The sequence below is a fragment of the Corallococcus sp. AB030 genome, from assembly GCF_003668965.1.
GTDB classification, from domain to species: Bacteria; Myxococcota; Myxococcia; order Myxococcales; family Myxococcaceae; genus Corallococcus; species Corallococcus exiguus.
On the sequence record NZ_RAWQ01000013.1, the window covers coordinates 70523 to 83609 of the forward strand.

Below are 13087 nucleotides of genomic sequence, written 5' to 3' on the forward strand. Positions count from 1 at the left end.
GCAGCCAGGAAACAGCGCCGTTCCCGGGGGGGACGGCCCAGGCGGGTTCTCCCCGCCCGCCCCCCGGTCTAACCTCCAGTCCTTCATCCCCGCATTCACGAGCGTCATGACTCCGGCCCGACCGATGCCTCCTTCTCCCGAGCCCCTCTCCCCGGCCCCGACCGGAGCCCCGCCGCCCAAGAAGGGCGGCTTCGGCGCCGCGCTGTGGCGCTGGACGAAGCGGCTCCTGGTGCTGGGCGCCGTCGGGCTGGTGCTCGTCATCGGCGTGTGCGTGGGCACGTACGTCTACTTCAGCCGCGACCTGCCCTCCGTGGAGTCGCTGCGCAACTACAAGCCGCCGCAGGTGACGAAGGTGACGTGCGCGGACGGCTCGCTCTGCGCGGAGTACGCGCTGGAGCGCCGCACGCTCGTCCGCATGGAGGACCTGCCCCCGCACGTGCGCAACGCGTTCCTCGCCGCCGAGGACGCGGACTTCTACAAGCACGAGGGCCTGGACCCCTTCGGCATCCTGCGCGCGGGCGTGAAGAACCTCATCCCCGGCAGCCGCAAGTCCGGCGCGTCCACGCTCACGCAGCAGGTCGTGAAGAACATGCTGCTCACGCCCGAGCGCAGCCTGGGCCGGAAGATCCGCGAGTGGATCCTCACGCCGCGCCTGGAGCAGGCACTCACGAAGGATCAGATCCTCAGCCTCTACATCAACGGCGTGTACTTCGGGCAGCGCCGCTACGGGCTGGAGGAGGCGGCGCTCTACTACTTCGGCAAGCACGCCAAGGACCTGACCGTGGGCGAGGCCGCCGTGCTCGCGGGCACCGTGCAGTCGCCCCACCGCATCAACCCGGTGGCGAACATCACCCGCGCCAAGGCTCGCCAGCGCTACGTGCTGGAGCAGATGGCGGGCCAGGGCTTCGTGCCGCGCGCGGTGGTGGACGCGGAGAAGGAGAAGCCCATCGTGCTCGCGCCGCGCAAGACGGTCAGCGCGGGCGCCTACTACGCGGAGGAGATCCGCCGCACGCTGATTGAACGCTACGGCGAGAAGACGGTGATGGAGGGCGGCCTGCGCGTGGACATCGCGCTCGTGCCCAAGCTCCAGAACACCGCCGAGCAGGCCGTGCGTGACGGCCTGGAGGCCGTGGACCGGCGCCAGGGCTACCGGGGCGCGCAGGGCAAGCTGGAGGAGGCTCAGTGGAAGCGCTACCGCGAGCTCATCGTCCAGCGCATCGAGGAGGCCGGCCGGCGGCAGAAGGACCAGGGCTACGTCGCGGACCTGGCGCCGCTGGCGCAGCCTCTCGCCGCCCCGGCTCCGGCGAAGGCGCCCACCGCGCAGGAGGTGGAAGGCGCCGAGGAGCCGCGCCCCGCCGCCCTGGCCGCGGACACGGACTCGGAGGAAGAGGAGGCCCAGTCGCCGGAGCGTGCGCGCGTGGGCCAGGTCATCCTCAAGCCGATGGAGGAGGGGCTGCGCCTCACCGGCTATGTGACGGAGGTGGACGCGAAGCGAAACGTGGCGCGCGTGGACCTGGTGGGCCGCACCGCGGAGGTGTCCTTCGATTCCACCACCTGGGCGCGGCAGAAGGGCAAGAAGGCGCCCAAGGACATCTCGGACGTGTTCACTCCCGGGGAGCTGGTGTTCGTGCGCGTGCTCAAGGCTCCTCCGGCGCCGGCCTTCGTGGAGGCCACGTTGGATCAGGTGCCCGTGGTGCAGGGCGGGCTCGTGGTCATCAACCCGGCCAACCGCAACGTGGTGGCCATGGTGGGCGGCTATGACGCGGAGCGCTCGTCGTTCAACCGCGCCACGCAGGCGAAGCGCCAGCCGGGTTCGTCGTTCAAGCCCTTCATCTACGGCGCGGCGCTGGCCAGTGGCCGCTTCACCCCGCTCTCCACGGTGAACGACGCGCCGGAGTCCATCCGCGACCCGTACACGGGCAAGACGTGGCGGCCCAAGAACTTCGACGGGCGCTTCGAAGGCCCCATGACGCTGCGCACGGCGCTGAGCAAGTCGAAGAACACGGTGTCCGTGCGGCTCATCGAATCGGTCACACCCGCGACCGCCATCGACTTCGCGCGCCGGGCCGGCATCCGCTCCGCGCTGCCGGAGAACCTCACGCTGGCCCTGGGCACCGGTGAGGTGACGATGCTGGAGGCCGTCAACGCGTACGCCACGCTCCAGGCCAACGGCCGCTACGCGGAGCCGCTGACGCTCCTGCGCGTGCGCGACGCGAAGGGCACGGTGCTGGAGGAGCACCAGCCGGCCTTCGAGGAGACGCTGCCTCCGGCGGTGGCGTACCTCACGACGTCGCTGATGCGCAGCGTGGTGGAGGACGGCTCGGCGCGCGCGGTGCGGGAGCTGAACCGGCCCGCCGCGGGCAAGACGGGCACCACCAACGAGTCCAAGGACACGTGGTTCAACGGCTACACGATGGACTGGGTGGCCAGCGCGTGGGTGGGCTTCGATGACAACTCGCCCCTGGGCAGCAGCGAGACGGGCGGCCGGGCCGCGCTGCCCCTGTGGCTCAACTTCATGCGGGTGGCGGAGGAGGGCCTGCCCGCGCGCGACTTCGAGGTGCCGCCGGGCGTCACCCAGGTGCGCATCGACCCTGTCACCGGGCTGCTCGCGGGCAACGCCGTTCCGGGCCGGATGGAGCCCTACCTGGAGGGCACCCAGCCCACCGCCGAGGCCCCGCCGCCCGGACAGGTGACGCCGGACAACTACTTCCTGGAGGAAGGTGGCAAAAGGGGGCTGTGAGTCGCTCGCTCCTTCCGCTGGTCCTCGCGCTCGCGTTCGCCCTGCCCGCCTTCGCGGAGTCGGACGAAAGCGCGCCCCCCGCCTCCGCCCGGCTGGCCCTGGCCGTGGCCGACGCCATTCGCGGTGCATCCGCGGAGGCTCCCGTGGCGCTCTCCCTGTCCGGAAGCTCTCCGGAGTTGCGCCGGGCCTTCGGGACGCTGCTCGCCGCGCGGCTGTCCGCGATGAACCTGGGGCCGGTGGTGCTGGACGTTCCGCCCGAGCGCGCCGAGGCCGACGCCCGCGAACAGGGAGCCCGCTCGCTGGCGCGGCTCACGCTGGACGTGGAGGGCGGCGAGTTGGTGGCGCGGGGTGACGTGCTGGGCACGTGGGTGAACTTCTGGTCCGGCCGCACGCCCACGCGTCCACCGAAGCCCGCCGCCGCCGTGGCCGAGGGCGTGGAGGCCGATGCCGCGGTGCTGGCGTTGGCGGCGGTGGGGACGCCGTCCTCGGGAGTGACGGGCCCGGGTCCGCGGGAGCGGCGGCCGGTGCGGCTGCTGGGCGCGGTGTTCGCGAGGCTGGAGACGCCGCTGGCCGCACTGGCGGCGGGCGACCTGGATGGCGATGGCCGCGATGAAGTGGCCGCGCTCACCGAGCACGAGGTGGTGGTGTTCGGCGCGGACGGGCGGGTGCTCGCGAGGCGGGAGCTGGAAGGGGCGTCGGCCACGGCTACGACGCGCGAACCCTTCGGAGCGCTGGCGGTGCTGACGGGGCCGCCTCGACTGGCGGTCTGGAGCACGCGGTATGCGCGCGGCGAGGTGCTGGTGCTGGACAAGGCGAAGGGGACACTGCGTCCGTCGGGGACGTTGGACGCAGCGCCGCTGGGGACGGCGGAGCGCGGGACGTTCGTGCCGGGACAGACGGTGTTCGCGCCCGAGGTCCGGCTGGCGGACGGGCGGAGTCTCACCGTGCCCGCGCCCTTCGGTACGGCGAGCTTCGCGGCGCCGCGCATGCTGTTCGTGCACGCGGACAGCACGGCGTCGCTCTACACGCGTCCCGCATCCGCGCCGTTGAAGGTGTCCGGGCTGGGCGCGGGCAGCGCGCTGGGAGACCTGGATGGGGACGGGGTGCCGGAGCTGCTCACCACGTCACCTCAGCTTCAGCCGTCGCCAGACGTGTTGCGGGTGCTGTCGTTGAACTCCGACGCGCCACTGGCGCACGAGCCCCTGTGGCAGGGAGCGCTCCCGCCGGGCCGGGCGCTGTACGTGGTGACGGCGGACCTGGATGGTGACAAGCGCCGCGAAGTCATCGTGGGTTCGTGGAAGCCGGACGGCACGGGCGAGCTGTTCCTCCTGCGCCAGGGTGCACCGTGATGAGGGCGCACAAGAGCCACGAAGTCCTGGTGAGGCAGTCGCGGTCCAGCGGCACGGGTGCACCATGATGAAGGCCCACAAGCGCCTCGAACTCCTGGTGATGGCGTCGCGGTCCAGCGGCACGGGCCATTCGGCCCCGCCTCGGCAGGTGGGCCGCGAAGCAGCGGCGGCGCCGCGGTATCGACAGGAGGGCGCAGTGAAGATCCGCTCCGCACTCGCGGGCCTCGTGTTGCTGTCCTCCACTCCGGCACTGTCGGCCAGCCGTCCGCGCTACGGCGGCGAGCTGCGGGTGGCGCACGCGGGGCCCCCTGAAATCGGTGAGCCCGCGCTCGCGGACACGCCGATGGAGGCCGCGCTGCTGGGCCTGCTGACCCGGTCCGTGTGCCGCGTGGACACCGGCGGTCAGGTGCATCCAACCCTGGCGCGCGAGCTGTCGCGTCCCGTACCGCAGGCCCTGCGCGTGGCGATGCCCTCCGCGGCCAGCGCGACCGCCGTGGCCCGCGCGTGGACACGGCTGTCCTCCACGGAGTCGCAGTCTCCGTACCGCGCGCTCCTGTATCCCCTGCGCGGCGAGGGCCGGCAGGTGACGTCCACCGGCGCCACGCTGGACCTGGCGCTGGCGTTTCCGTGGCCCGACCTGGAGCGCTCGCTGTGCCACCCTGCCCTCGCGACGCCGCCGTCGCCCGCGTCGGGACCGTTCAGTGCCGTGGGCCGGGGCGTGCTGGAGGCCCAGGTCGCGTGGCCCGAAGGCCGTCCGTACCTGGACCGGCTGGCGCTCACCGCCACGGATGAGCGGGGCCTCGCGCGGCTGTGGTCCGCGCGGCAGGTGCTGGTGGAACTGGGCATACCGCCCGACGACAACACCCTCACGGGCGCCGCGCTGTACGCGACCTATCTGGCGTATTCGCCCCGGAAGGTGCCTGCTGACTTCCGCCAGGCGGTGGAGAGCGCCATCGACCGCGAGGACCTCACGCGCCTGTTCGTGAAGGGCCCCGCGGTGCCCATGGCGAACCTGCTGCCGTCCGCGTTGATGCCCCAGGGCCCCAGGCCCCGGCCCAATGCGCCTCCGGCGGGCGCGACCCGCAAGGTGACGCTCGTCTATGACGCAGCGCTGGCGGATCAACGCGCCGTGGCCGAGCGCATCCAGGTGAAGCTGCACGACCAGGGCTACACCGTCGCGCTGGAGCCCCAGTCGCGCGCCGCGCTGCGAAGCCGTCAGGCGAAGGGCGACTTCGAGCTGATGCTCAGCGCGTTCCTGCTGCCGCCCGTTCCCGGCCCCGCGCTGGCGGTGGTGCTGGAAGCTGGCGGCCGCCGCGACCTGCTCGGCGTGGAGCTGCCGCCCATCGGGGCCCTGACGGACGCCGGAGCCCGGGACGCGCGAAGCCGTGAACGGGCCCTGGCGCTCGCGCCCTCCGTGCCCCTCATCCCGCTGTACGCCCAGGGACTCGCGCTGCGCGTCGCGCCGGAGGTGACGGGGCTCGTGCTGGATGCCCAGGGCCTGCCCGTGCTCGAAGGCGCCTGGCTTGCCCCCGTCGAGGCCTCTGGCGGCGGAGGCCGGCCGTGAGCCCCATCCACGCGGCAGCTCCCAGGAAGGACCGGCCCGCATGCGCCTGAGGACCCGGCTCGCGCTCGCCTTCGCCCTCCTCGCGCTGGTGCCGCTGGCGGTCGTCGTTCCCCTGACGCTGACGCGCCTGCGCGACACGCTGTCGCGCGAACTCGACGCGCGCATGACGGCCGCCACCGCCTCCGCGCAGGAGTCCCTGGAGCGCTCCGCCGCCAACGCGCGCCGCGCCGTCGAGGAACTGGTGGAGAGCCCCGCCATGGAGGACCTCGTGCGCGACGCGCGCACCGCCCCCCTGCGCGTCATCCAGGCCAACACCGCCGAGGGCCTGATGAAGAGCCGCGGCCTCACCGTGCTCACGCTCTTCGACCGCAACGGCACCGTGCTGTCCTCCGGCCACCTGCCCGCCCGGCGCGGCGACCCGGACCCCGCCCTCTTCGCCGTGACGAAGGAGAAGTCCCCCAGGCCCGTGACCGTGCGCGTGGACGTGCGGGGTGACGCGGGCCTGCGCCAGGTCCCCGCGCTCGTCACCGCGCGCCCCGTGGACTACGGCGACGTGCGCCTGTGGGCCGTGGGCGGCGTGGTGCTGGACGACGGCCTGGCCCAGCACCTGGCCCGCCTCACGCAATCCGACGTGACGCTCCTGTCCGGCGGCACCCAGGTCGCGCACGCGGGCAGCGCGGCCCCGCCCACCGTGGAGCAGCTACTGCCGCTGGGCAACGCGGCCTCCGTGCGCCTCACCTTCAGCCGAGCCGCCGCACGCGAAGCCGAGGAGGGCGTCATGCGCGCGTTCCTCCTCCTCGCCGGCCTGGGCCTGGGCTTCGCGGCGCTCCTGGGCCTCCTGGTCTCGCGCTGGATGACGCGCCCCGTGGAGGCCCTCACCTCCGGCGCCCGCCGCGTGGCGGAAGGCGCGCTGGACGTCCAGGTGACGGCCCGGGCCACCGGCGAGGTGGGCGAGCTCGTCCGGACGTTCAACCACATGACGTCCGAGCTGAAGAACACCACCGAGCGCCTGATGGCCACCGAGCGCATCGCCGCGTGGCAGGAGGTCGCCCGGCGCCTGGCGCACGAAATCAAGAACCCCCTCACGCCCATCCGCATGTCGCTGGAGACGCTGATGGCCGCGCACGAGGCGCGCCACCCCAGCTTCCCCACCCTCTTCAAGGAGAGCGCGCGAGTGGTGCTGGAGGAGGTGGAGCGACTGCGGCGCATCGTGGACGAGTTCAGCCGCTTCGCGCGCCTGCCCAAGCCCCAGCTCGCCCCGGTGGACCTGGGCGAGCTGACCCAGAGCGTCCTGTCGCTGTACGCCGCGCCCCCCGAAGGCATCCAGATGGTCCCCACGCTCCAGACGGGCGTGGTGGCCCGCGCGGACCGGGACCAGCTCACCCAGGTGCTCGTCAACCTGGTGAAGAACGCGGAAGAAGCGATGACGGGCAAGGGCGGCGCGCTGCGCGTGCGCGTGAAGGGCACCGACGCGGACGCCATCGTCGAGGTGGAGGACGAAGGCCCCGGCATCCCCTTGGAGCACCGCGCCCGCATCTTCGAGCCCTACTTCACCACCAAGGACGGCGGCACCGGCCTGGGGCTCGCCATCGCCGCGCGCATCCTCCAGGAGCACGGCGGCCGCCTGGAGGTCGGCGGAGAGCCGGGCCAGGGCGCCCGCTTCAGCGTCGTGCTCCCCCGCGCGAGCTGACCCCCACGCAAGAAGGCCCGGCACCTCGTGGAAGAGGTCCCGGGCCTTCGGGCACTACACGGTGGAGCGCGGCCGTCAGTCCTTGACGGGCGTCGCCTTGAGGGCGGCCTTGCCCTCCTTCACGTAGACCTGGAAGCGCACCGTCTTGCACGCGTACTTCGTGACGAGTTGCTCCTTGTTCTTGCGCAGCTTCTGCACGAACTTGTCGTACGTCAGGCCGTCCGCCTGCTCACCGCAGCGCTCGCGCGTGGTGACGAACTCGCGGAAGACGTCCTGGAAGTGCTGCTCCTCCGACAGCGCCGCGGCCGCCGCGCCGTTGACGCCCGGCATGGGCAGCGGCACCGCGTTGGAGCGCGGAGCCGGCATCGGGATGGCCTCAGACGTGGGCCGGGTGCTGGCCTGGAGCAGCTCGCGCGGAATCGCCGCCACGCGCGTCGTCTCCGGGGACTCCGGATCCGAGGACTGCGCCGCCGCCAGCGCGAACGGATTGGCCGCCTGCTGGAGCGAGTACGCCGCCGTGGGCTGATCCTCGAAGGCGAACGCGGCGTGACGCGGCGCCGCGGGAGCAATGGGCTCGGCCGACGGGACCGGCTGCTCGAAGGGCATCGCGCCGCCATGGGCGTACGCCGGAGGCGGCGCGAACTGCTCCGCGGCCGGCGGCGGATAGGCCGAGGGCGGAGACGGGAACGGGAACGACTCCACCCCGGCGAACGGATCCGCCAGCGGAGCGGCGGCCGGAGGCGGCATCGCGAACGGAGCGGCGGCCGGAGGCGGCATCGCGAACGGATCCGCGGCCGGAGCCGGAGTGCCCGGGAAGGGGAACGCGTCCCCGAACGGATCCGCGGGAGCAGCGGCCGGCGGAGCGACCGAGGCGAACGGATTGGACAGGGGCTCCGCGTGAGCGGCCGACCCGAACGGGTTGGACGGGGGCTCCGCGTGCGCGCTCGACCCGAACGGATCCGCGGGAGCAGCGGCCACGGGCGCCACGGCGGCCGGAGCCGGCGGCGACGTGTTGGCCACGGGCTGCGCGGCGGGCGCGGACTGCTGCGCGGCCATCGCCGCGCCCCAGCCCAGCGTGTCCGAACCGCCCGACACGGTCTCCTCGCCGGAGTCCTTCTTGCTCCCGCCCATCAGCGCCGTCCACACCAGGCTCAGCACGAACAGGCCCGCGAGCGCGAGCAGCGCGGTGTGCTGGTACGCGGCCAGCGGAGCCAGCGTCGCCGCCGTGCCCGCGAGCACCACGACTTCATACGGCGTGCCCGTCAGCGCCTGGCGCGAGCCCACGAACAGCGGCGCCTGGCCGCCCATCGCGTCGCCATTGGTGAAGGCGGGCAGCTGCACCGGGCCCAGCGCCTGGAGCGAACCCGACTCCAGCACCGTGTCCTTCGCACCCACCGTCAGCCGGGGCAGCGAGCCCTCCAGCCGCGCCTTCTCCGCGCCAACGCCACCCACCACCTTGTCACCGCCCTGCACGAGCCCCACCGCGGCCGCGCCGGACGCATCCAGCGCGCCCTGCAGCGCGGCATCCGCGGCCAGGGGCACGCCCACCACCAGCGTCACCGCCGGAGCAGGAGTCCCCTCACCGCTCCACACGAGCGGCACGGACGCGAACACATGCGGCGCCCCGAAGGCGTCCACCACGGACGTGCCCGCCCTGGCGAGCGCCGCGACATCCAACGCCGCGGTGTCCGAGGAAGGCTCGGCGCCCGCGCGCGCGTGGAAGACCGCGTCGCCGGCCACCACCGCCACCACCGCGCCCTGGAGCTCCTGGGGCAGACCGGCTTCCGCGGCGGTGCGCAGCGCGCCGAAGCGCTCCGCGGTGAGCGGCAGCAGTCCGGCCGTCTCCTCCGCGTCCTTCGAACCGTAGCGGTCGCGCGGAGACTTCGGCGCGGGCGCGGGGGACAGCGCGCGCACGGCGGCGGCCATCTGGGGGCTGCCGGCGAGCTTCAGCGCCAGGGATTGTGCTTCCGCGCGGCGTGCATCCACGCGACGCGCGACCTCGCCGGTACCCGACGCGGCCTGGAGCGACGCACCTTCCACCGCGCGCGCACGCTGAGGCGCCGACAGCGTCGGGAGGTGAGCCAGGCCCAGTCCGAGGACCAGGAGTGCGAACAGCAGGAACTTGAGGCGGACCATCGCCGTCCTTTAGCCCAGGGGTGAGGGGTCCGCTTATAGCGTCCACCGTTCGACCCCAGCAAGGAACTGGCCCGAAGGAACCCGGGGGCCGGATGCCTGGCTGGCATCCGGAATTCCCGGGCCCTTCGTTCTGTCACACCCGATACAACCGGCCGCCTAGTAGTTCGTCGCGTCCGCGTTCAGGTCGTACGGCAGGCCGTTCGTCTTGACCTGGCGGCGGCGCTCCAGCGCGCGCTTGATGGCCTTCTCCAGGCGGTCACGCGTTGCGTCGATGGCCTGGAACAACGTCTCCGACGTCTCCGTCACGTGCACGGATTCCATTCCAGGCATGCGCACCGTGACCCGGCACTCCTTGTCCACGCCTCCCTTGGGCCCGTTGATGTCCACGAGCGCGATTTCGATCTCCGACGCCTCGTCCTCGGCGAACCGTTCGATATGCGCCACCAGATGCGTGTCCACGTACTGCTTCAGGTTGTCCGTCAGCCCCAGATGCACTCCCCGCAGCTGCACCTTCATGGATTCACCTCCGGGCACAAACATGGGCAGTCCCCCGCCCGCCCGTGAGGGGCTTTCGCAAGCCTTCCCGCCTGCCCTCCCCCGAAGCAGCCAGCCGGACGTCACCGCGCCCGGGACACGATGGACGAATCCCGCGCGGCACCGGGTTGCTCTAGTCGCATGGATGGCGAGCGAATCAAGGTCCTGCTGGTAGAGGACGACGGGGACAGCCGCGAGCTCCTGGCGGAGCTCCTGGAGGACGACTTCGAGGTCACCACCGCGTCGGACGGGGTGGCGGGCCTGAAGGCGTTCGAGGCCACGCACCCCGACGTCGTCGTGACAGATGAATCCCTGCCCGGAATGAACGGCACGGAGCTGGCGCAGCAGGTGAAGGAGCGCGAGCCCAGGGCCCGCGTCGTCCTGGTCTCCGGCTACGCGCAGGTGGAGGGCGCGGACTACTGCGATGCCGTGTTGCGAAAGCCCATCGACGTGGAGCGCCTGAGCCGCATGGTGGGCGAGCTGGGAGACGCGGCGCGGCACTGACGGAAATTCGCGCGGCGCACAGCCTGCCATCCGCGCGAGCCGTTCCTAACATTCCAGCCATCGCCCAGGAGGGCCCCATGAGGTACTGCGCACGGTGTGGCTCGGAGTATCAAGACAGTGTCGTGGACTGCACGGATTGCCCCAACCACCCACCGCTCGTGTCCGCGGAGGAGATGCACGAGCGGGGGCTGCCCCTGCCCCATGAGCTGGATCAACGCCGCTTCGTGAGGGCGGGCGTCGCGGACGATCCCGTGACGGCCCAGGTCTTCGTGGACGTGCTGGACGAGCACCGCATCCCGCTCATCGTGCGCCCCGGCCGCTCGGGCGTGGTGGACGAGCTGACCACGGGCAACCTGCTGCCCTGGTGGGAACTCCTGGTACCGGACACCGAGCAGGTCCGCGCCGCCCTGCTCCTGGAGGAGGAGAGAATCCAGACGCGCGTCTACGGGGACGAGGCCGGCCGCGCGGCGGAGGAAGAGGAGCTCGAGGACGAGCGGGCTCGCCAGGCGTCGACCGACAACAGCGCGCCCCCGGCGTACTAGCGGCCCACCGCCGTCAGGGCGAGCCCACGTCCGCGCTGCCTTGAGCGGGCGCGGGCTGGGACGCGAGCGTGGCGGGCGGACGCCGGGCCTCGAAGAGGCTCACGCCCGTCACCCTCCACTTGTCGTAGCGCGCGTTGCGGGCGAGGAACGTCTCCAGGTCCTCGTCCACCACGCGGTTGTAGCCGCCCCTGGACGCGTGGCGCAGGTACGTGCGCTTCTTCTTCTGCACCACGAAGCCCAGGTGGGTGATGCGCGTGGCCTTCAGCGGCAGGTCCTCGCGCATCACGACGAGGATGGTGCCGGAGGCCACGCCGCGCGCGTGCTCGAGCACCTTGTCCAACGGAATCATGTCCAGGGTGAAGGTGCCCACGGGCTGGCGTTCGCTGGGCAGCTGCAGCGCCATGGACGACTTCGACTGCCAGGTGCGCGCGGTGAGCGTCTTGGTGACGGAGACGGTGTCCGCCTTCGCGTACCTGCGCGTCACGTCCACCAGCAGGCCCTTCTTGATGTTGTTGGGCAGCCACTGCGCTTCCATCAGGTGGTTGCGGTCCTCGTAGGTGGGCGTGCTCGCGTAGCGGATCCGCTCCAGCAGCGCCGGCACCTCCGGCTCGCCGCGCGCCAGGCCCAGGGCCAGCGACTCCTCCACGAAGGTGAGGCAGTCCACCGCGTCCAGGCGGAAGGTGGGGTCCGGGTCCACGCCCTGCCCTTCGCCCAGCGGCGACAGGACATAGGGCGTGTTGAGGAACTTCTCGCTCATGCCCAGCAGGCGCTCCGCCAGCGGGGACTCGGCCTTGTCGGCGATGAGGGCCGCGCGCTGCTCGGGCGTGAGCGCGCTCCAGCCGTTCTCCCGCACGGGCGGAGCCACCGCCGGTTGCGCCGACGAGGGCACCGCGCGCGCAGGGGGCACCGGAGTCGGGGCCTGCTTCACGGGAGCCTGGGACAGGAGCGCGAGCGCGCACACACCCCACATGCTCACGGCGCCACCCCGGCCTTGCGCAGGATGGCCTTGCGGCGGTCGTCCGCGAGCTGGAGCGTCTCCAGCTCCTTCTCGTAGACGAGCTTCTCCTCCCCCTTGGCGTTCCACGACGCGAGCACCAGCCAGTCCAGCGACGCGGCATCGCCGCCCTGGTGCAGCAGGCGCGCGGCGGTGGCGGCCAGGGTGCGGTCCGCGTCATTCAAGAGCGGCGACAGCACGGGGCTGGCCTTCTTCGCCGGCACGCCCTCGAAGAGCACCAGCCCCTGGCGGCGCACGAACTTGTCCGTGTTGCCCAGGAGCTTCTGCGCGAAGGCGAAGCCCTCCGGGGCGCCCAGCCGGCACAGGCCCCGGGCCGCGGCGAAGCGCGTGCTCTCCGAATCGCTGTCCAGGTACGTCTTGAGCGCGGCCTTCTGCTTCGCGTCACCGGTGGCGCCCGCGGCCTCCAGCAGCGCCGCGCGGACCTCCAGCTCCTGCTCGTCCTTGGCGGCGGCCATCAGCGGCTTGCCCATCTTCGGGTTCTTGGACGCGCCCAGGGCCCGCGCGGCCTCGCGGCGCACGCCGCTGCTCTTGTCCTGGAGGAGCGGCAGCACTGCGGCGGTGTTGCGGCTGCCCAGCCGGGCCAGCCCCTGTGCCGCGTACATGCGCACGGTGCTGTCGCCATCCGACGCCAGCTTCGCCAGCGTGGACTCACCCGTGCGCGCGCCCAGCGACGCCAGCAGCGCCACGAGGTTGCGGCGGGTGCGCTCCTCGTAGGTGGTGCGCAGAAGCGGGCCAATCTCCTCGGCCGCGTAGGCCTCCTGGCGCAGGAAGCGCAGGCGCGACGTGGCGGGAGGCACGGGGGCGCCGTTGGCCACCTGGGCGAGCACGGTGTCCGCCTCCGCCCGGCCCTGGGCCTTCTTGGACGCGGCCCCAGGGCCAGCGAGGCCGGTCAGGGGCAACAGCAGCACGACGAGCAGGGCACGGACGGACGGTGGACGCACAGGGGCGGAACGATGGCAAGCACGGCCCCCGCCGTCAAAGTCCACCCCTCCGCCCGGCCCCCTGCTTCACGC

Annotated in this window: 10 protein-coding genes; 6 read left to right on the plus strand and 4 right to left on the minus strand. The window is 72.6% G+C overall.

What is annotated here, in order from left to right; genetic code table 11:
- The first annotated feature begins 124 nt into the window (after positions 1-124).
- The 4 genes from D7Y15_RS05470 (at position 125) to D7Y15_RS05485 (ending at position 7343) form a co-directional block, all read left to right on the plus strand.
- Positions 125-2740 carry a penicillin-binding protein 1A gene (locus D7Y15_RS05470; protein ID WP_199745883.1) on the plus strand — a complete coding sequence of 872 codons (2616 nt, stop codon included), beginning with the start codon at positions 125-127 and terminating at the stop codon, positions 2738-2740.
- The gene (locus D7Y15_RS05475) at positions 2737-4089 is read left to right on the plus strand and encodes a VCBS repeat-containing protein (RefSeq protein ID WP_121751897.1); all 1353 of its coding nucleotides are present in this window, start codon (positions 2737-2739) and stop codon (positions 4087-4089) included. Before D7Y15_RS05470 ends, D7Y15_RS05475 begins: the two co-directional genes overlap by 4 nt.
- Positions 4090-4285: 196 nt before the next feature.
- Entirely contained in the window at positions 4286-5653 is a 1368-nt protein-coding gene (locus tag D7Y15_RS05480; protein WP_121751906.1) for an ABC transporter substrate-binding protein, read from the plus strand.
- 40 nt (positions 5654-5693) lie between these two features.
- Positions 5694-7343 carry an ATP-binding protein gene (locus D7Y15_RS05485; protein ID WP_121751898.1) on the plus strand — a complete coding sequence of 550 codons (1650 nt, stop codon included), beginning with the start codon at positions 5694-5696 and terminating at the stop codon, positions 7341-7343.
- Between the two features lie 75 nt (positions 7344-7418).
- On the opposite strand, the gene D7Y15_RS05490 is transcribed toward D7Y15_RS05485, so the two are convergent.
- The gene (locus D7Y15_RS05490) at positions 7419-9479 is read right to left on the minus strand and encodes an MXAN_5187 family protein (RefSeq protein WP_121751899.1); all 2061 of its coding nucleotides are present in this window, start codon (positions 9477-9479) and stop codon (positions 7419-7421) included.
- Positions 9480-9635: 156 nt separating this feature from the next.
- A complete protein-coding gene (gene raiA, locus D7Y15_RS05495) occupies positions 9636-9995 on the minus strand; it encodes a ribosome-associated translation inhibitor RaiA (protein WP_120580510.1) in 360 nt (119 codons plus the stop codon).
- A gap of 159 nt (positions 9996-10154) precedes the next feature.
- Here raiA and D7Y15_RS05500 point away from each other — a divergent pair, with 159 nt between their 5' ends.
- Both D7Y15_RS05500 and D7Y15_RS05505 read left to right on the plus strand, forming a co-directional pair.
- Positions 10155-10517, plus strand: coding sequence for a response regulator (locus D7Y15_RS05500; protein ID WP_014395148.1), 363 nt, complete (start codon positions 10155-10157; stop codon positions 10515-10517).
- A 77-nt stretch (positions 10518-10594) separates the two neighbouring features.
- Positions 10595-11059: a hypothetical protein gene (locus tag D7Y15_RS05505; RefSeq protein ID WP_120580509.1), complete on the plus strand. Its 465-nt coding sequence runs from the start codon at positions 10595-10597 to the stop codon at positions 11057-11059.
- Positions 11060-11072: 13 nt separating this feature from the next.
- Here D7Y15_RS05505 and D7Y15_RS05510 read toward each other — a convergent pair whose 3' ends face one another.
- Together D7Y15_RS05510 and D7Y15_RS05515 are read right to left on the minus strand one after the other, a co-directional pair.
- On the minus strand, positions 11073-12035 hold the full coding sequence (locus D7Y15_RS05510) for an N-acetylmuramoyl-L-alanine amidase-like domain-containing protein (RefSeq protein WP_121751900.1): 963 nt from the start codon (positions 12033-12035) through the stop codon (positions 11073-11075).
- On the minus strand, positions 12032-13015 hold the full coding sequence (locus tag D7Y15_RS05515) for a HEAT repeat domain-containing protein (protein WP_233597410.1): 984 nt from the start codon (positions 13013-13015) through the stop codon (positions 12032-12034). Before D7Y15_RS05515 ends, D7Y15_RS05510 begins: the two co-directional genes overlap by 4 nt.
- Positions 13016-13087: the final 72 nt, after the last annotated feature.

Excerpts from the sequence above, each read along its gene's own strand:
- D7Y15_RS05470 (WP_199745883.1), top strand. The coding sequence starts at position 125 with ATGCCTCCTTCTCCCGAGCCCCTCTCCCCGGCCCCGACCGGAGCCCCG.
- D7Y15_RS05485 (WP_121751898.1), top strand. The coding sequence starts at position 5,694 with ATGCGCCTGAGGACCCGGCTCGCGCTCGCCTTCGCCCTCCTCGCGCTG.
- D7Y15_RS05490 (WP_121751899.1), bottom strand. The coding sequence starts at position 9,479 with ATGGTCCGCCTCAAGTTCCTGCTGTTCGCACTCCTGGTCCTCGGACTG.
- raiA (WP_120580510.1), bottom strand. The coding sequence starts at position 9,995 with ATGAAGGTGCAGCTGCGGGGAGTGCATCTGGGGCTGACGGACAACCTG.
- D7Y15_RS05500 (WP_014395148.1), top strand. The coding sequence starts at position 10,155 with ATGGATGGCGAGCGAATCAAGGTCCTGCTGGTAGAGGACGACGGGGAC.
- D7Y15_RS05505 (WP_120580509.1), top strand. The coding sequence starts at position 10,595 with ATGAGGTACTGCGCACGGTGTGGCTCGGAGTATCAAGACAGTGTCGTG.